Raw genomic sequence first — 17,513 nt, 5'->3', positions numbered from 1 at the left:
GCACACGCTCGCCGCACTGTGGCGCAACGAGAGCACGGCCGACCCCCTCGCCCGCCTCACTTCCCGGCGGGAACGCCGCCCCCGCCGGTCCGCCCGTGGACGTGCAGGCGCTCCATCCAGGCCGGGTCGCGCACCACGGCCGCGTGCTCCAGGGCCAGGCACAGATAGACGTCCCGGCCCCCGTCCTCGGCGGGCGTCGGCGCGATGTGCACCGTCGGCACCGGAAGGTCCGGGAACTCGTACCAGAACGGTTTTCCGCCGCCCAGGTCGATGCGGTACATCGGGAACCGCGACCAGTTGTTGACGGACAGCGCCGTCTCGAAGACGTCCGGCGCCCGCACCGACATGACGTGCCGTGACACCCCCGCCCCGCGATAGGAGTTGAGGAAGCCGATCTCGTCCCGGATCTTCTCGGCGGTGTTGGCGTCCAGACAGGCCCGGACGTCCTGGGCGACGTGTCCCAGCGGACGCTCGCGCAGCGCCGCCGCCGAGGCGCCGGTCCAGCTGTTGCTGACGCAGTTGCCCCAGTACCCGGCGGGCAGCGCGTCACCGAGCAGGGACTGCGCGCTGACGATCATGCCGAGCCACTCGGCCGCCGCGTCGTCCCGGCCGCGCAGCTCGCCGAACACCTGCCAGAGGTGCGCGGTCAGCACGTCGTTGGTGGAGACCCAGGAGCCCTCGCCGGTCAGCTGCCGCTGTGCGGCCTTCTTCATCGCGGCGAGCTCGGCGGCCTCGAAGCGGGTGGCCACCGTCGCGAGTTTGTGCAGACCGACCTTGAGGTTCGTGGTCAGCAGCCGCAGCCGGGAGACGCCGATGAACGCGCGCGAGGCCACCGTCGCGGGATCCCGGGACTCCCGGCCCAGCGCGTCCAGGACGTCACGGTCGTGGGACGGCTCCGAGAGAGCCAGCCCGTGGTGCTCGCGCGACCAGTTCTCCAGGAACGCGAGGGTGTTCCCGCCGTCCGCGAGACTGTGGTTGATCGTCACGCCGAGGACCGAGCCGCCGCCGCGCATCTGGGTCAGCCGGATCTTCAGCAGCGGGGTGTCCCGGTCGACGACCCGGAAGGCGCTGACCTCCCGCAGCAGATTGCCGATCACCGGCTCGGCGCGCAGACCGGGCCCGTACTCCCGCATGGGCTCCGCCGACACCGCCTCGGTGAAGCGGACCCCCGCGTCGTTGCAGAGCACGCTCAGGCCGCCGTCCGGGTCCCGGGTGAGACGGCCGGCCAGCGGCGGGTAGCGGCGCAGCGTGCGCGCCAGGGACGCGCGCAGTTCCGCGCCGTCCAGCGTGTTCCGGTAGAAGAACGTCATCGGCGTGTACCAGGGACCGGTCAGCAGGTCGTAACCGCTCAGCCGGACCCGGGTGCCGCCGGACGTGCCGGCGCGGACCAGGAAGGTCCGCTCCTCCTGGCTCTCCACGGCGTGGCGGAAGGCCGGCACGGGCGCCTTGCCCTTCCCGCCCTTCGTGCCGCCCGCCCGCCCCGCCCTGCGCGCGCGGCCCGTTCCGCTCGTCGTACTCCTCGTACTGGGGGTACTGGGCGTGTCCGTCGTGCCGGGCGGGCCGGTTTTCGGCGTCTTCTGCGGGCCGGCCGGGTCGGGCGTGCCGGGCGTGCCGGGCGTGTCCGTCGGGTCGGTCGTGTTCGTCGTCACGGTGGTCCTCCTCGCGGCCGATCAGTCCCAGGCCACGAGCAGGCTGTCGACCCCGTAGTGCACGGCACGGTCACGCAGCGGCACCTCGTCCGCGGGCGTGGCCAGCCGCAGCTTCGGGAAGCGCTCGAACAGCGTGCGCAGACCGATCCTGAGGGTGGCGCGGGCCAGGTGCTGGCCCAGGCACTGGTGCGCCCCGAACCCGAGCGCCAGGTGCTTGCGCGGGATACGGGTGACGTCGAGGGCGTCGGGGTCGGTGAAGACCGAGGGGTCGCGGTTGGCGGCGGGCAGCGACAGGACGACGGTCTGCCCGGCCTTGATGGTGACGCCCTCGATCTCGACGTCCTCCAGCGCGCAACGGCTGGACCCCATCTGCGAGATGGTCAGGTACCGCATCAACTCGTCGACGGCACCGGCCTCGTACAGCTCGGGACGGCTGCGCAGCAGGGCCAGCTGCTCCGGCTGCTCCAGCAGCGCGAACGTGCTCAGGGCCAGCATGTTGGGCGTCGTGTCGAGGGAGCCGCCCAGGGTGAGGACCGCGAGGTTGACCATCTCCTCCTCGGTCAGCTCACCGGTGGAGGCCAGCTGACCGAAGAAGTCGTCGCCCCGCTCCTTCATCCGCTCGCGGACCATGGGCCGCAGCGCCGCGTCCATGGACTCGACGTGGTGGATGAACTCCTCCAGCGTGTACGTCAGCGTCATCATCGCCGAGAAGTGCTTCGAGATGACCGCCATCAGCTCGGCGGAGGCCCCCATCAGGGACTGCACCGTGCGCACGCTCACCACCTCGGCGAACGACGTCAGCAGATCGGCCTGCGAGCCCTGCGCCGCCATCTCGTCGAGGGTCTCGCCGATGATGCGGGTCAGCTCCGGCTCGAACTGCTGGATCCGGCGGACCGTGAAGTGCCCGGCCAGCAGCCGGCGGTACTTGGAGTGCTCGGGCGCGTCCGTCTTCGCGAACGAACCCGGCGGGGAGGGCTGGGGGTTGTACTCGTCCATCGGGAACGGCGGCGCGACCACGTGGGCCAGCAGCTCGTTGCGGTGGCTGAAGCGGTTGTCGGCCAGGATCTGCCGCACCAGGTCGTGCCGGGTGACCAGCCAGCCCGAGGTGTCCGCCGGGGCCACCTGGAAGGTGATGGGACTGATGGGGTTCTCCGCGCGCAGGCGGGCGTACGCCGCCGGCGGATCGAACGGGCACTTTCCCCGGTCCGCCGGGATGACGGGTGCGTCGGGCCGTGTCTTCATGGTCACTCCGTTGGTGTGCCGGCTACGCCGTCGGGTGTCGTGGGGCGGGAGCTGGTGGGGTGTCAGGCACGCTTGACGGCCAGCGGCAGGTGCCGGGCGCCGTAGACGTTGGTGCCGTGGTACGTCAGCCGCGCGTCGGGGTCGACCTCGATCCGGGCGAACCGGTCGAGGAGCGCGTTCAGGGCGACACGCCCCTCCAGCCGGGCCAGCGGCGCCCCGATGCAGTAGTGGATGCCGTGACCGAAGGCGGCCTGGCGGGAGTTGGAGCGGTCCGGGCGGAAGGCGGCCGCGTCCTCGAAGACCTCCTCGTCCAGGTTGGCCGACAACAGCCACAGGTGCACCAGGGTGTTGGGGGCGAGGCTCGTCCCGTGGAACTCGGTCTCGGCCGTGGTGACCCGCTCGATCCGCGTGAACGGCGGACGCAGCCGCAGGGTCTCCTCGATCACGGCCGGCACCAACGACCGGTCCTCACGGACCCGTTCGAACAGTTCCGGCTCCCCGTCCAGGCACATCAGCGTGTTGCCCAGCAGCACCGAGGTGGTGACGTGCCCCGCGAGCAGCAGCAGGGTCGCGAAACTCGCGATGTCCTCGTCGTCGAGGCGCTCGCCGTCGAGCTCCGCGTGCACCAGGGTGCCCAGCAGGTCGTCCTGCCGCTCCCGGCGCCGCTCGTCGATGAAACCCTGCAGATACGCCGAGATGACGGCGCCGGTCTCCTCCATCCGCTGCACGCTCGCGGGATCCTCCGGATCCGTCGACAGCAGCTGGTCCGCCCACCCCTGGAACAGATCCCGGTCGGCCGTCGGCACGCCGAGCATCCGCGCGATCACCGTGACCGGCAGCGGGTTGGCGAGCACGTCCACCAGATCGAAGCGGTCGGAGCCGGCCGACTCCAGCAGTTCGGCGGTCAGATCGGTGATCCACGGTTCGAGACCGGAGATCAGCCCCGGCGTGAAGGCACGGCTGACCAGGCGGCGCATCTTGCCGTGCAACGGCGGGTCCAGCAGCAGCAGAGTGCCGCGCGGAGCCTGCCGTTCACCGCCCGACAGACGGCCCACGGTGTCGGACGAGAACGTCGCCGGGTCGGCGAGGACACGCTGCACGTCCTCGTACCGGAACAGGTGCACCTGGCCCGCCTCGTCACGCCAGACCGGGCACTCCGCGCGCATCCGCGCGAGCCAGGCGAGCAGCGTCGTCCCGCCGTCCGGCTCCACCGAGGGAGCCTTGCCGATGCCGGGTCCCGGCGCCGCGCCGGGCGCCGGATCCGCCACTTCCCGCGTCACACCGACGTCCGAGGTGCCTTCCTCCGCCACCAGTGGTTCCCCCTCTCGTGCGGCCCGGTCGCGATCGCGGCCCGCGACGCGCCGAATTCGACCGGCGCCCGACGGGCCCGGCTCTCGCGTCACTCCAGCACGCGGCGCAGGACCGGGGCCAGGAACGGCCGCGCAGTCTAGGGATTCACCGAGTACCGCCCGCCGGGCCCCCGCGCGAGGGCCCGGCGGCGGACGCAATCTCTGGAGGAAACCCCAGACAGTGACGGCCCACCGCCGCAACGGGCCCGCCCACGCCCCAAGATGGGCACGCCCCGGCAGCGGGGCGCCCACCCGTACCGCCCACGACGCGGAAGGCCGGCATGGACATCGCGATCGACCAGGACAAGTGCATGGGAGCGGGTCAGTGCGTACTGATCGCGCCCGAGGTCTTCGACCAGGACGAGACCGACGGCCGCGCCCTGCTCCTGATCGAACGGCCGGGGAGCGACCACCACGAGGCGATCCGCGAAGCGCACGAATCCTGCCCGCTGGGTGCCATCACCCTCCAGGAGGACTGAGCGGCTCCGGCAGCCGGCCGGGCGGCGGCGCCCGGCTCGCCTTCCGCCGGGCCCTCCTCGATGTCCCGCGGCCCGGCCGCAGACCTTCTACGAACGAGAGGATGCCATGCGCGTTCTGTTCGCCGGCCTGTCGGAGAAGTCGCACCTGAACACCATGGTGCCGCTGGCCTGGGCCTTCGTCACGGCCGGGCACGACGTGCTGATGGCCAACTCTCCGTCGCTGACCCCCGCCATCACCGGGGTCGGCCTGGTGGCCGCCCCCGTGGGCACCGACGACCACACCCTGCTGCACGCGGACATGGCCCTCGCCCGCGAGTCCCAGGACGCCGACGTCGCCAACTGGAGCCACCTCGGCCCCGGCCAGGTCGACTGGGCCACCCTGCGCGAACGCTACGAGATCAGCGTCCCCTGGGGCTTCGCCCGCTACAACGACCCCGTCATGGACGACATGGTGGCCCTCGCCCGCGACTGGCGGCCCGACCTCGTCATCCGCGACCCCATCGCCTACGCAGGCGCGGTCGCCGCACGCGCCTGCGGCGCGGCCCATGCCCGCCTGCTGTGGTGCGCCGACGTGTACGGGCAGGCCAGGAGCACCTTCGTCGACCTCGCCCGCGACGTCCCCGAGGCCGAGCGCACCGACCCGCTCGCCGAGTGGATCGACGAACGGGCCCGCACCTACGGCGTGTCCTGCGACGAGGAACTCCTCAACGGCCAGTTCACGATCGACACCCTGCCCCCGAGCCTGCGGCTGCCGAGCGAACTGCACCAACTGCCCATGCGCTACATCCCCTACAACGGCCCCGCCGTGCAGTGGGACTGGCTGCGCGAGCGGCCCAAGTCGCCCCGGGTGTGCGTCACGCTCGGCCGCACCAACAGCGAGGCCTACGGCGGTGACTACGTCCCCCTCTACGACATCCTCAGGTCCCTGGGCGCACTCGACATCGACGTGGTCGCCGCGCTCATGCCCGAACAGGCCGAACAGCTCGGAGACCTGCCCCCCAACGTGCGCGCCGTCAGCGGGATCGCCCTGAACACGCTGCTGCCCACCTGCTCCGCCGTCATCCACCACGGCGGCTGGGGCTCCTTCGCCACCGCCCTCGTCAACGGCGTCCCGCAGCTCGCCCTGTCGACCAACGTCGCCGACCAGGAACTGCGCGGACGCGCGGTGGAGAAGGCCGGCGCCGGGATCTTCGTCCACCACAGCGACGTCGACGCCGGCCAGGTCCTCGTGCACACCCGCATGCTCGTGGAGGAACCGTCGTTCGCGGCCGCCGCGGGACGGCTGCGGGACGAGGCCGCGGCCCTGCCCAGCCCGCACGCCCTGGTCGGCCAACTGGAACAACTGGTCGCCGGCCGCTGACACCGCCGCCCCCCGACGCGCACGGCCCGGACGCACGGCCCGAACGCACCGCCCCGAGCACGCCGCCCCGAACAGACCGGCCCACCGGCCGGATTCACGCACCACACCGCACACACGAGGAAGGAGGACGGCGTCAACCGCGACCCCGACGGGGTACCTGGCGCCGCAATCCCGATGAGTCAGACACGCATCCTGGTGACCGGCGGTGCCGGCTTCATCGGTTCCCACTACGTCCGCACCCTCCTCGGCCCCCTCGGCCCCGACGACGTCTCGGTGACCGTCCTGGACGCCTTCACCTACGCGGCCAAGCGGGCCAGCCTCGACGAGGTCGCCGACTCCCCCCGCTTCCGGCTCGTCGTCGGCGACATCTGCGACCCGGACGTCGTCGGCCCCCTCATCGCCGAGCACGACCAGGTCGTCCACTTCGCGGCCGAGTCGCACGTCGACCGCTCGCTGTCCAGCTCCGCCGAGTTCGTCCGCACCAACGTCATGGGCACCCAGGTGCTCCTGGACGCCGCACTGCAGCACGGCATCGGCACCTTCGTGCACGTCTCCACCGACGAGGTCTACGGCTCCATCTCGACCGGCTCCTGCTCCGAGGAGCAGTCCGTGAACCCCAACTCGCCCTACGCCGCGTCCAAGGCCGCCAGCGACCTGCTCGCCCTGGTCTACCACCGCTCCCACGACCTGGACGTACGGGTGACCCGCTGCTCCAACAACTACGGTCACCACCAGTACCCCGAGAAGATCATCCCGCTCTTCGTCAGCCTCCTCCTGCAGGGCAGGAAGGTCCCGCTGTACGGCGACGGGATGAACGTGCGCGACTGGCTGCACATCGACGACCACGTCCGCGGCATCGAACTGGTCCGCACCCGGGGACGGGCCGGCGAGATCTACAACATCGGCGGCGGCACCGAGCTCGACAACCGCCGGCTCACCGAACGCCTCCTGGAGGCGTGCGGCGCGTCCTGGGACCAGGTCGAGTACGTCACCGACCGCAAGGGCCACGACCGCCGCTACTCGGTCGACTGGAGCAAGGCCCACACCGAGCTCGGCTACAAACCGCAGAAGGACTTCACCGAGGGCCTCGCCGAGACCGTCGCCTGGTACCGCGACAACCGCGACTGGTGGGAGCCCGCCGTCACCGAGACCGACGGGTCCGCGACCGGGACCCCCGCATGCTGACCTTCCGCACCCTGGGACTGCTGGAGGTGACTCGGGACGGACGGCCCGTGACACCCACCGCCCCCAAGGTCCGCCAGATGCTGGCGCTCCTGCTGGCCCGCCGCAACACCCTGGTGTCGATCTCCGCGATCGCCGGCGAACTGTGGGAGCGCACCCCGCCGCGCAGCGCCACCGCCACCGTCCAGACCTACGTCTACCAGCTGCGCAAACTCCTGCAGAGCGACGACGAGACGGCCGCCGGAACGGGACCGCTCGTCACCAGGGCCACCGGCTACATCCTGCGGGTGGCCCCCGGGGACTACGACGCCGAGGAGTTCGAACGGCTCACCGTCCAGGCACGGTCCGCGATCGAGGCCGGTGACGCCCGCACGGCCACCGAACGCCTCCAGGCCGCACTGGCCTGGTGGTCCGGCCAGCCGTTCGCCGACATCGGCCAGGGCCCCTGCCTCCAGGCGTACGCGCTGCGCCTGGAGGAGCTCCACATGCACGCCCTGGAACTGCGCATCACCGCCGGGCTCGGACTCGGCCAGCACCGCGAACTCGTCGCGGAACTCAAGGAACTGGCCAGCACCTACCCGCTCCACGAGTGGTTCCAGGGCGGCCTCATCATCGCGCTCCAGCGCTGCGGCCGCAGCAGCGAGGCCCTCCAGGTCTACCAGCGGCTGCGCCAGCTGCTCCGAGACGAACTGGGCCTGGAACCCTCCGCGGGACTGCAGCAGATCCGCCAGCACGTCCTCATGGACCGGGTCACCACCGCCGACCTCAGCCTGCTGCCGGGCTGAACGGGGAGCCGCCGGACGGGCTCACGCCCGCCCCGGCCCTTCCACGGCACGCCCGCCCCGGCCCTCCCGCACCCGCACGCCCGCGCCGTGACCTGTCCGGCGCCCCGAGGCCACCGGTGTTCCGCGCCGCCTGCCCGCCGCCCCGCGCCCGGCCTGTCCGCCCGCGCCCCTGCGTCCGCGCCTGTCAGTCCGCGCCCCTGCGTCCGGCCTGTCCGTCTGCGCGCCTGCGTCCGGCCTGTCCGTCTGCGCGCCTGTCCGTCCGCGCCCCTGCGTCGGCGGCCGTCCGCCTGCGGCCCTGCGCCCGTCCTCGCGTCCGCGTCCTCGCGTCCGTGCCAGGGGTATCCGCTGCCCCGCGTCCGTGGCCCTGTGCCCGGTTGATGTGCCTGCGGCCTGCGTTCGTGTGTCCGCGCCGTGCGCCTGCGGCCCCGTGTCCTCGGCTCTGCGCATGGGGCCCTGTGTCCGGTCCGTGGCCGCGTCCGTGTGCCCGCGGCTCTGTGTCCGGTGCGTGTGCCTGCGGCCCTGCGGCCCTGCGGCCCTGCGGCCCTGCGGCCGCATCCGCGTGCCCGCGCCGCGCGTCCGCGTCCGCGTCCGCGCGGCCCCGGCCCCGGCGGCTCAGACGGAACGTTCCGCCGCCTTCCACAGATCCCGCACGGCCTCCTCGGGCCCGCGGCGGGGCGACCAGCCCAGCAGCTCGCGCGCCGCGGTGACGTCCACGCACATCCAGTCCGCGTCCGCGGCGGGCCGGACGGTACCGCCGGTGTCCTCGACCAGCCGCACCGCCCGCCCGCTCGCCGCGATCAGCCGGTCGACCACGGTGCGCACATGCAGCGAGGTGCCGCTGCCGATGTTCACCACCCTGCCCTGCGCACCCGGCGTCCGCGTCGCGGCCACGACCGCCCCGGACGCGTCCTCGGCGTCGACGAAGTCCCGGCTGCTGCGCAGCGGGGACAGCTGCACCGTGACGGGCCCACCCGGCGCCGGCCGGGCGAGCAGCTGCTGCGCCACCCGGCCCAGCAGACTGCCGGGCGGGATACCGGCGCCGATGACGTTCGACAGCCGCAGCACCACCGCGTTCGTCCGGCCCTCCCGGGCGGAGCGCAGAACGGCCTGGCTGCCGAGCAGTTTCGACTGCCCGTAGTCCGTCGCGGGATCGGTGGGGGAGTCCTCGGCGAGCAGGACGCCCGCGGGCTGCGGCGTGTACTCGTGCACCGAGCCCAGATGCACCAGGCGCGGCTGCCACGAGGCGGCGTCCAGCGCCGCCAGCAGCTGCTCCACGAGCAGCTGGTTGCCCTGCCGCATGACGCCGACCGACGACGACCAGGCCACGCCGGCCGCGTTGACGACGGCCACCGGCCGCTCCGCGTCGATCAGCCTCGTCAGCGCGTCCGGCCCGTCCTTGACCAGGTCCATCGGGCAGAACTGCCACGAGGCCGGTGTCTTCGCGGCCTGCCGTGCGACGGCGATGACCTCGTGGCCGGCCGCCTCCAGGGCAGCGCCCGCGTGCCGGCCGACGAAACCGGTCGCGCCGAGGACGACCACCCGGCCGGACGATCCGTCCGGCGCTCCGGGCACTTGCTGCGTACCGACCAGCGACATGCCGATCCCCCCTTTGGTCCGGGTCGCCCCGCACCCGTACGTCGTCCCGGTGCGCCACTGCGGCGGACGTCGGATTTGTGCGGTCACTGTGGCACCCGGCGATCGAGGACCTCTCCAGGACGGTTCGACTCGACCGTGCCCTGCGCGGCCCTTCAGCGGTCCTCGAACGACGCGTCCTATGGTGCTGCCACCATGAAGGTTCGAGAGATGGCTGTGCCGGACGCTTTCCACATCACACCGCACAAGATCGGCGATGTGCGCGGGAACTTCTACGAGTCGTTCCGCCACGACAGGCTGGCCGAGGAGATCGGCAGACCGGTGCCCCTGGTGCAGGTGAACTACTCGGTCTCCCGCAGGAGCACCCTGCGCGGGCTCCACGGCACCCTGCTGCCACCCGGCCAGGCGAAGGTCGTGTGCGTCGTACGCGGCGCGATCCTCGACATCGTCGTCGACGTGCGCCTCGGCTCGCCCACCTTCGGCGTGCACGAGGCGAACTGGATGAGCGCCGAGTCCGGCGACAGCGTCTTCGTCTCCGAAGGGCTCGTGCACGGCTTCCTCGCCCTCACCGACGACACCTGCGTCTCCTACCTGTGCTCCACCGAGTTCGTCCCCGGCACCCAGATCGACATCGACCCCCTCGACGCCGAACTGGACTTACCGTGGCAGCTCTCGGAGACCCCGCTGATGTCGGCCAAGGACTCCCGGGCCGTCTCCGTCGCCACCGCCCGCCGCACAGGCCTGCTGCCGCGCTACGAGGACTGCCTCGCCCACTACGCGGCGCTGCGCGGCACGTGACCGGTTCTCCGGCAGCGGGGCCGCCTCCCACCCCGGCGGCCGCGGGCGCACCGTCCGAGGCCGCCGCCGTACCGAAGGAACAGCCGATGCCGCACCGCACCGACCCCCGCCCGCTCCACTGCGCCGTCCTGCCCTTCGCGGACTTCGGGCACGTCGCTCCGAGCCTCGGCGTCGCCCGCGCGCTCGTCGCCGCCGGCCACCGGGTGACCTACGTCGTGGACGAGCGGTACGCGAGCCTGGTCGAGGAGGCGGGCGCCCGCGCCGTCACCTACACCTCCGCGCGCGGCGAGTTCTACCGCGCCGCCGACCCGGCCCCCGGCCAACTGGCCGCAGAGGGCTACGCGTTGCTGGTGGACACCATCGAGACCGTGTTCCCCGCCGCGCTGAGCGCCCTCGCCCAGGACCCCCCGGACGCCGTCCTCTACGACTTCGAGAACGTCGCCGCCGGACGCGTCGCCGCCCGGGTCCTGGACGCCCTGCCGGTGCAGATGTTCCCGAGCCACGCGGCGAACGAGACCTTCTCCCTGCGCGCCCAGATGTGGGACCGGGCCGACCCGGTCATGGCCAAGGGCGCCGGCGTCCTCATCGAGTTCATGGGCGGACACGGCATCGGCCTGGACGAGATGAGCCGCTACGGCACCGAGTGGGACGAGCACAACCTCGTCTTCCTGCCACGGGACTTCCAGATCGAGGGCGACACCTTCGACGACCGCTTCGCGTTCGTGGGCCCCATGGTCACCGAGGCCCCGGCCGGCCTCTGGTCGCCGCCGGCGGACGGCCGGCGCACCGCGCTGGTGTCCCTGGGCACCGAGTCGGGCGACCGCGGCGACTTCTTCCGCACCTGCGCCCAGGCCTTCGACCCGGCCTCCTGGCACGTCGTGATGACGCTCGGACACGGCGCCGACCGCGCACAGCTGGAGCCGCTGCCCCCGCACGTCGAGGTCCACGAGTGGCTGCCGCACCCGGCCGTGCTGCCGCACGCGGACGTCCTCGTCTGCCACGCCGGCATGGGCAGCCTCATGGAGGCCCTGTACTTCGCCACACCCGTGGTGGCCATCCCGCGCGCCCACGAACTCGGCCTCAGCGCCGAGCGGCTGGAGCAGTGCGGGGTCGGCCGCACCCTGTCGCGGACCGGCCTCGACGCCGAGGTCCTGGCCGGCGCCGTGAACGGGCTGCTGGCCGACCCGCGCACCCCCGGCGCCCTGCGGCGGATGCGCGCCGCGGTCCGCGACGCCGGCGGTGCCGCCCGAGCCGCCGACACCCTTCAGGGCTGGGCGGAACAGCACCGCCGGCACCGCACGGGCCGGCCGGCCGGCATCAGTGGGGCAGTGTGACGAACTCGCTCACCGTCGAGATGCTGTAGTCGATCATCTCGTCCGTCAGACCGGGGAACACACCGATCCAGAACGTGCGCTCGGTGGTGATGTCACTGTTGGTCAGCGGACCGCTGACCCGGAACTTCTGCCCCTCGTACGCCGGGTGGCGGGTGAGGTTGCCCGCGAAGAAGCGCCGGGTGGCCACCTTGCTGTACTCCAGGTGGTCGATGAGCGCCCCCGGCGCGAACGGGGCCCCCGGCACGACGGTGATGGCGAAACCGAACCAGCTCGGATCGCTGCCCGGCGTCGCCTCCGGCAGGATCAGGTGCGGAAGACCGTCCAGGCCCTCCCGCAGCCGCGCCCAGTTGTGACGCCGGGCCTTGCCGAACTCGTCGATGTGCGAGAGCTGCTGCAGCCCCAGGGCCGCCTGCACGTCGGTCGACTTCAGGTTGTAGCCCACGTGCGAGAAGATGTACTTGTGGTCGTAGCCGGCCGGCAGCGTCCCCATCTGGTGCTCGAACCGCTTGAAGCACCGGTTGTCCTCGGCCGGCTCGCACCAGCAGTCGCGGCCCCAGTCGCGCATGGACTCCACGATCCGGGCCAGCGCCAGGTTGTCCGTCAGGACCACCCCGCCCTCACCCATCGTGATGTGGTGCGCCGGGTAGAAGCTCTCGGTCGCCAGATCACCGAACGTGCCGGTGAGACGGCCCTTGTAGGTGCTGCCCAGCGCGTCGCAGTTGTCCTCGATGAGGAACAGACCGTGGTCGTCGGCGATCTGCGCGATCTCCTCGACGGCGTACGGGTTGCCGAGCGCGTGCGCGACCATGATGGCCCGCGTGCGCGGTCCGATGGCCTGCTCGATCCGCTCCGGCGTCGGGTTGTACGTGCCGATCTCGATGTCGGTGAAGACCGGCACCAGACCGTTCTGGATGATCGGGTTGACGGTCGTCGGGAACCCGGCCGCCACCGTGACCACCTCGTCGCCCGGCACCAGACGGCTGTCCTCCAGCTGGGGCGAGGTGAGCGAGCTGAGCGCCAGCAGGTTCGCGGACGAACCGGAGTTCGTCAGATGCGCCTTGCGCAGGCCGAAGTACTTCGCCAGCGCGCGTTCCAGCTTGCGCGAGCTCGGTCCGGCGGCGATCCGCATGTCCAGGGCCGCCTCGACCAGCGCGACCCGGTCCTCCTCGTCGAGGACGGCACCGGAGGCCATGACGGACGTGATACCGGGCACGAATCCTGAGGACGCGTTGGAGCGGTGGTACTCGCGTACCAGGTCGAGGATCTCTGTCTTGTCGTTGCCCATCGGCTGGTGGCCTCCCTGTGGCTGCCGGCGGGGACGGAGCCGTGGCCGCGACGGCAGGAAGTGCGAGCGGGGTCCCCGGACCGGTGTCTGCCGTCCGGGAAACCCAGCCCAACACACCGCGCACCGGCGTGCCCAGCGCAGCCGGACAAGTCTAGGGATCCACCAAAACCGGCCCCGCGCACGCCCGTTGACCACCCGCGCACCCACGAGGACGGCCCCCGCACCGGGACTAGGGATTTCCTCGCCCCGTCCGCGGAACGCTGGAGTGTCAGGTCAACAGCCGCGCCCGCAGACCGATCTCAGTGAGGCACAGTGAACAACTCTTCAGCTGCGTCCCGGACACGGCACCACACCGTCACCGTCCGGGCCGGCGAGGCGACCGCGGAGCGCGTGCGCCTGAGTGTCTACGACCTCATGACCGGCACGTTCGCGACCCCGCGCACCTTCTACTACCGCCGGACCCTGGACGCCGCGGCGCTGCGCGCCTCGCTCGCCGCGACCCTGCCGCACTACCCGCTGCTGACCGGACGGCTGGTCCGCGACGACGACCGCGGGCTCAGCGTCGTCTGCGACGACGCGGGCGTCCCGTTCACCGAGAGCCACAGCGACCGGCCCATGCCCGCCTACGGACTCGGCCACTCCGCCAAGGACGACATCGGCTCCTACCTCCACAAGGCCAGCGCCTTCCGGATCGTCGGCCACGACACCCCCCTGCTGACCGTGCGGGTCACCCATATGCGCGGCGGCGGTTCGGTCCTCGGCATCGCGATCAACCACAGCATCGTCGACGGCGCGGGATACCTCGACTTCCTGCGGCACTGGTCGCGCGTCCACCACGGCGAGGAGCACCGCGCCGCGCCGTACGCCCGCACCCTCCTGGACGGCCTCGCGGAGGGCGCCGCGCCCGACGCCGCACGGCACAGCACCCAGTACGCCCTGGTGTCCGGACCGCGGAAGGCCCGCTTCATCCTCCGGGTCAACGCCGGCGCGCGGCGGGTGCGCACCGTCACCCTGCGCTTCGCCGCCGACGAGATACGGGCGCTGAAGGAGCACGCCCGCGCCTCGCTCGCCGGCAGCGGCCTGCGGGTCTCCAGCGGCGACGCCCTCAGCGCCCACCTGTGGAAGGTCCTCGCCGAGCTGCGGGCGCGCCCCGACGACAGCGTGGAGCGGCTCGGCATGGTCGTCGGCCTGCGCTCCGCCCTGCGCGCGGCCCTGCCCGACGGATACTGGGGCAACGCCGTCACCAACGTCACCCCGGAACTGCCGGCCGGAGAACTGCGCGCCGCCTCCCTCGCCGACACCGTCGCGACCGTACGCCGGGCCGTCGACGACATCACCGCCGACCGGGTCCGCGACGAGGTCGCCTTCCTGGAGGCCCAGCGCGACGCCCGGCGCACCCACCTCGTCCTGAGCCGCATGGCCCTGGACGCCTTCGGGGGAACCGTCGCGGTCAACAACGTCAGCCGGCTGCCCGTCTACGAGATCGACTTCGGCGTGGGACGGCCGTTCTGGTTCGAGTTCCCCTCCAGCCCCGTGCCCTGGACGCTCCTGGTCACCCCCACACCGGCCGACGACGACAGCCGCGACGTGCACTTCAGCGTCCCGCGCGAGAGCGCGCGGGCGCTGCTCGCACCGGAGTGGACCAAGCGGCTGCACGCGTACGCGCCCCACGGCTGAGCCTCCTGCCCGGCCCGCCCGGGGCGCCCCGCGGGAACGCGCAGGGGCCCGGCATCCCCGCGGATGCCGGGCCCCTGCGCGTTGCGGCAGGGCGCGCCGTGACGCGCTCTCCCCGACAGCCCTCAGAGGCCGACGGCCGTGCGCAGGGCGTTGACGCGGTCGGTGCGCTCCCAGGTGAAGCCGTCGCCCTCGCGGCCGAAGTGACCGTAGGCGGCGGTCTGCGCGTAGATCGGGCGCAGCAGGTCGAGGTCGCGGATGATCGCGGCCGGGCGCAGGTCGAAGACCTCGTCGATGGCCTTCTCGATCCGCTCGACGTCGACGGTGTGGGTGCCGAAGGTCTCCACGAACAGGCCGACCGGGCGCGCCTTGCCGATGGCGTAGGCGACCTGGACCTCGCAGCGCGAGGCGAGGCCCGCGGCGACGACGTTCTTGGCGACCCAGCGCATCGCGTACGCGGCGGAGCGGTCGACCTTGGAGGGGTCCTTGCCGGAGAAGGCGCCGCCGCCGTGGCGGGCCATGCCGCCGTACGTGTCGATGATGATCTTGCGGCCGGTCAGGCCGGCGTCGCCCATCGGGCCGCCGATCTCGAAGCGGCCGGTCGGGTTGACCAGCAGGCGGTAGCCCTCGGTGTCCAGCTTGATGCCGTTGTCCGCCAGCGCCCGCACCTCCGGCTCCACCACGAACTCGCGGATGTCGGGGGCGAGGAGGGAGTCCAGGTCGATGTCCGCGGAGTGCTGGGAGGACACGACGACGGTGTCCAGCCGGACCGCCCGGTCGCCGTCGTACTCGATGGTGACCTGCGTCTTGCCGTCCGGGCGCAGATAGGGAACCGTCCCGTTCTTGCGGACCTGCGACAGCCGGTGGGAGAGCCGGTGCGCCAGATGGATCGGCAGCGGCATCAGCTCCGGCGTCTCGTCCGTCGCGTAGCCGAACATCAGGCCCTGGTCGCCGGCGCCCTGCTGGTCCAGGTCGTCGCTCTCCCCGTTCCCGGCGCGCTTCTCGTACGCCGAGTCGACGCCCTGCGCGATGTCGGGGGACTGCGTGCCGATCGACGTGGACACCCCGCACGACAGGCCGTCGAAGCCCTTGACGGAGGAGTCGTAGCCGATCTCCAGGATCTTGTCGCGGACGAGCTGGGCGATGGGCACGTAGGCCGTGGTCGCGACCTCGCCGGCCACGTGCACCAGACCGGTGGTGATCAGTGTTTCCACGGCCACGCGCGAGGTGGGGTCCTGGCTCAGCAGGGCGTCGAGAATGGTGTCGCTGATCTGGTCGGCGATCTTGTCGGGGTGTCCCTCTGTCACGGACTCCGAAGTGAACAGGCGATGAGACACAGCGCTCCCTTGGGTGCGAGGGCTGTCGGCGGTGCAGCCCTATGCGGCGTGGGGCGCTGACAGCGGGTGGACGGTGAAGGTGACGGACGTGCGGGTACGGCGGGGGAGACGGCGGGATGTGCGGGGCGGGGCGATGTGCTCCTCGACCCAGCCGGCCAGGATCCCGGCGGCGTGGTCGAGGGCCTCGGGCCAGGTGGTGTGCGCGTCCTCGTCGGCGCTGTCGCTGACGAACTTGACGAGGCGCACGGGGATGTTGAGGTGCTGTGCGACGGTCGCGACGGCGTACCCCTCCATGTCGACGAGGTCGGCCTCGAGGGCGAGCCGTTCACGGACGGCGGAGTCGGTGACGAAGGTGTCCCCGGTCGCCAGGGTGGGTCCGCGGTCCGCGCCCACGGTGAGGGGGGCACCGTAGACGCGGCCGCTGATCCGGTGCAGGAGGGCCGTGTCGAGGTCGTGCTGGACGACCCGGGAGATCTCGTGGACGCCGCCCGGCAGGCCCTCCTTCAGCGCCCCGGCCGTGCCCAGGTTGACGATCCCGGCGGGGCGCTCGCCCCCGGAGAGGGTGAGGGCGAGCGCCGCCGCCGCGTTGACCTTTCCCATCCCGGTGACCAGGAGGGGGAACCTGTCGTCCAGGCGGGCCGCCTCCTGTTCCACGGCCGCGACGATCAGCGGACGGTCGGAGCGGACCTCACCGATGAGGCGGGGGCCGAACGCGTGGTCGGTGACCGGGTGAAGGGACACGTCGCTTCCTGCCTTTCGCAAGCGTCAGCCCACCGGGCGCTCGGTGTCGAAGTCGTCGAGGTAGGCCCGCTTCGCGGCGCTGTCACGCGCCGAGCGCAGGTAGAGCGACCAGGCGCGACGCTCGTACCCGGTCACGTCCAGTTCGACGACGTCCTGGGCGGCGAGCTGGAGACCGGGCTCCTGCTCGTAGGGCCGGAAGCCGCCGCCGGTGTCGGCGTAGATCGCCTGGACCAGCTCGTTGCGGTCGCGCCACACGCAGACCTGCATGAAGTGGTTGTCGCCGCAGCGGTGCAGCAGCACGTAGCCGAACTCCTTGCGGAACGCCAGCCGTCCGGCCGCCTCCTCGGCGCGCAGGAACACCCGCGCCCGGTCGCTCACCTCGGGCGTCGCCTCCTGCTCCGCGCCGCGGATGTCGTACCACTTCAGATAGGCGCCCGGCAGCACCAGGTGCCCTCCGGGGTGGCTGCGGTGCAGCGTGTGCGACCAGCCGGCGTACTCGGCGTATCCGGTGAGGTCGTCGACGATTCCTGCCGCTGCCGGCACGGCGATCTCCGTTCCCGTGGGTGTGCGCGTGTGTGTGCGGTTGGGCGGTGGGGGGGGGGGGCGCCCCCCCGGGGGGGGCGGGGGGGGGGGCCCCCCCCGCCCCCCCCCCCCCCGCCCCCCCCCCGGGCCCGGCCGGGCGCGGCCCCGAGACAGGGTGTGTGA

The 17,513-nt window shown here is 72.4% G+C and carries 15 protein-coding genes; 7 read left to right on the top strand and 8 right to left on the bottom strand.

Translation table 11 applies throughout. The features are described 5' to 3' along the window. Window positions 1-56: 56 nt before the first annotated feature. From ACFV2J_RS17410 to ACFV2J_RS17400, 3 genes are all read right to left on the bottom strand, one after another. Window positions 57-1,649, bottom strand: coding sequence for an acyltransferase (locus tag ACFV2J_RS17410; protein ID WP_385439383.1), 1,593 nt, complete (start codon window positions 1,647-1,649; stop codon window positions 57-59). A 21-nt stretch (window positions 1,650-1,670) separates the two neighbouring features. Beyond that, complete coding sequence (locus ACFV2J_RS17405) at window positions 1,671-2,891, bottom strand: cytochrome P450 (RefSeq protein ID WP_385088464.1); 1,221 nt, start codon at window positions 2,889-2,891, stop codon at window positions 1,671-1,673. Between the two features lie 62 nt (window positions 2,892-2,953). Next, window positions 2,954-4,201 carry a cytochrome P450 gene (locus tag ACFV2J_RS17400; protein WP_385088462.1) on the bottom strand — a complete coding sequence of 416 codons (1,248 nt, stop codon included), beginning with the start codon at window positions 4,199-4,201 and terminating at the stop codon, window positions 2,954-2,956. Between the two features lie 320 nt (window positions 4,202-4,521). Here ACFV2J_RS17400 and ACFV2J_RS17395 point away from each other — a divergent pair, with 320 nt between their 5' ends. The 4 genes from ACFV2J_RS17395 (at window position 4,522) to ACFV2J_RS17380 (ending at window position 8,046) form a co-directional block, all read left to right on the top strand. Then, complete coding sequence (locus ACFV2J_RS17395; protein ID WP_385088460.1) at window positions 4,522-4,719, top strand: ferredoxin; 198 nt, start codon at window positions 4,522-4,524, stop codon at window positions 4,717-4,719. A 106-nt stretch (window positions 4,720-4,825) separates the two neighbouring features. After that, window positions 4,826-6,079, top strand: coding sequence for an activator-dependent family glycosyltransferase (locus ACFV2J_RS17390; protein WP_385088458.1), 1,254 nt, complete (start codon window positions 4,826-4,828; stop codon window positions 6,077-6,079). Window positions 6,080-6,253: 174 nt separating this feature from the next. Continuing rightward, window positions 6,254-7,264 (top strand): dTDP-glucose 4,6-dehydratase, encoded by a 1,011-nt coding sequence (rfbB, locus tag ACFV2J_RS17385; protein ID WP_385088456.1) that lies wholly within the window; start codon window positions 6,254-6,256, stop codon window positions 7,262-7,264. Next, window positions 7,258-8,046, top strand: a complete 789-nt coding sequence (locus ACFV2J_RS17380) for an AfsR/SARP family transcriptional regulator (RefSeq protein WP_356014518.1) — start codon at window positions 7,258-7,260, stop codon at window positions 8,044-8,046. The genes rfbB and ACFV2J_RS17380 overlap by 7 nt, the downstream gene beginning before the upstream one ends. Before the next feature lie 612 nt (window positions 8,047-8,658). On the opposite strand, the gene ACFV2J_RS17375 is transcribed toward ACFV2J_RS17380, so the two are convergent. Further along, on the bottom strand, window positions 8,659-9,642 hold the full coding sequence (locus ACFV2J_RS17375; protein WP_385088454.1) for an NAD-dependent epimerase/dehydratase family protein: 984 nt from the start codon (window positions 9,640-9,642) through the stop codon (window positions 8,659-8,661). Window positions 9,643-9,849: 207 nt separating this feature from the next. On the opposite strand from ACFV2J_RS17375, the gene ACFV2J_RS17370 reads away from it, so the two are divergent. After that, complete coding sequence (locus tag ACFV2J_RS17370) at window positions 9,850-10,437, top strand: dTDP-4-dehydrorhamnose 3,5-epimerase family protein (RefSeq protein ID WP_385088452.1); 588 nt, start codon at window positions 9,850-9,852, stop codon at window positions 10,435-10,437. Window positions 10,438-10,523: 86 nt separating this feature from the next. After that, entirely contained in the window at window positions 10,524-11,771 is a 1,248-nt protein-coding gene (locus tag ACFV2J_RS17365; RefSeq protein ID WP_385088450.1) for a macrolide family glycosyltransferase, read from the top strand. On the opposite strand, the gene rfbH is transcribed toward ACFV2J_RS17365, so the two are convergent. Next, window positions 11,755-13,056: a lipopolysaccharide biosynthesis protein RfbH gene (gene rfbH, locus ACFV2J_RS17360; RefSeq protein ID WP_385088448.1), complete on the bottom strand. Its 1,302-nt coding sequence runs from the start codon at window positions 13,054-13,056 to the stop codon at window positions 11,755-11,757. The two genes, ACFV2J_RS17365 and rfbH, sit on opposite strands and share 17 nt — an antisense overlap. A 312-nt stretch (window positions 13,057-13,368) precedes the next feature. Between rfbH and ACFV2J_RS17355 the strand changes: the two genes are divergently transcribed. Further along, a complete protein-coding gene (locus ACFV2J_RS17355; protein ID WP_385088447.1) occupies window positions 13,369-14,733 on the top strand; it encodes an acyltransferase in 1,365 nt (454 codons plus the stop codon). Window positions 14,734-14,855: 122 nt separating this feature from the next. On the opposite strand, the gene metK is transcribed toward ACFV2J_RS17355, so the two are convergent. Genes metK through ACFV2J_RS17340 form a run of 3 tightly spaced genes read right to left on the bottom strand, consistent with a single transcriptional unit; the run spans window position 14,856 to window position 17,351 of the window. Continuing rightward, complete coding sequence (metK, locus tag ACFV2J_RS17350; protein ID WP_385081546.1) at window positions 14,856-16,067, bottom strand: methionine adenosyltransferase; 1,212 nt, start codon at window positions 16,065-16,067, stop codon at window positions 14,856-14,858. Between the two features lie 39 nt (window positions 16,068-16,106). Beyond that, window positions 16,107-16,808, bottom strand: a complete 702-nt coding sequence (locus ACFV2J_RS17345; protein ID WP_385081544.1) for a nucleosidase — start codon at window positions 16,806-16,808, stop codon at window positions 16,107-16,109. 24 nt (window positions 16,809-16,832) lie between these two features. After that, window positions 16,833-17,351 carry a hypothetical protein gene (locus ACFV2J_RS17340; protein WP_385081542.1) on the bottom strand — a complete coding sequence of 173 codons (519 nt, stop codon included), beginning with the start codon at window positions 17,349-17,351 and terminating at the stop codon, window positions 16,833-16,835. Between the last annotated feature and the right edge of the window lie 162 nt (window positions 17,352-17,513).

It is taken from the genome of Streptomyces sp. NPDC059668 (assembly GCF_042734135.1).
Taxonomy (GTDB): domain Bacteria; phylum Actinomycetota; class Actinomycetes; order Streptomycetales; family Streptomycetaceae; genus Streptomyces.
This window is presented reverse-complemented; position numbering and strand designations above follow the sequence as displayed.

Bases quoted from the DNA above. Each gene is read 5' to 3' on its own strand.
- rfbB (WP_385088456.1), top strand. From the start codon at position 6,254: ATGAGTCAGACACGCATCCTGGTGACCGGCGGTGCCGGCTTCATCGGT.
- ACFV2J_RS17395 (WP_385088460.1), top strand. From the start codon at position 4,522: ATGGACATCGCGATCGACCAGGACAAGTGCATGGGAGCGGGTCAGTGC.
- ACFV2J_RS17375 (WP_385088454.1), bottom strand. From the start codon at position 9,642: ATGTCGCTGGTCGGTACGCAGCAAGTGCCCGGAGCGCCGGACGGATCG.
- ACFV2J_RS17365 (WP_385088450.1), top strand. From the start codon at position 10,524: ATGCCGCACCGCACCGACCCCCGCCCGCTCCACTGCGCCGTCCTGCCC.
- ACFV2J_RS17405 (WP_385088464.1), bottom strand. From the start codon at position 2,891: ATGAAGACACGGCCCGACGCACCCGTCATCCCGGCGGACCGGGGAAAG.
- ACFV2J_RS17390 (WP_385088458.1), top strand. From the start codon at position 4,826: ATGCGCGTTCTGTTCGCCGGCCTGTCGGAGAAGTCGCACCTGAACACC.
- ACFV2J_RS17380 (WP_356014518.1), top strand. From the start codon at position 7,258: ATGCTGACCTTCCGCACCCTGGGACTGCTGGAGGTGACTCGGGACGGA.
- rfbH (WP_385088448.1), bottom strand. From the start codon at position 13,056: ATGGGCAACGACAAGACAGAGATCCTCGACCTGGTACGCGAGTACCAC.
- ACFV2J_RS17370 (WP_385088452.1), top strand. From the start codon at position 9,850: ATGGCTGTGCCGGACGCTTTCCACATCACACCGCACAAGATCGGCGAT.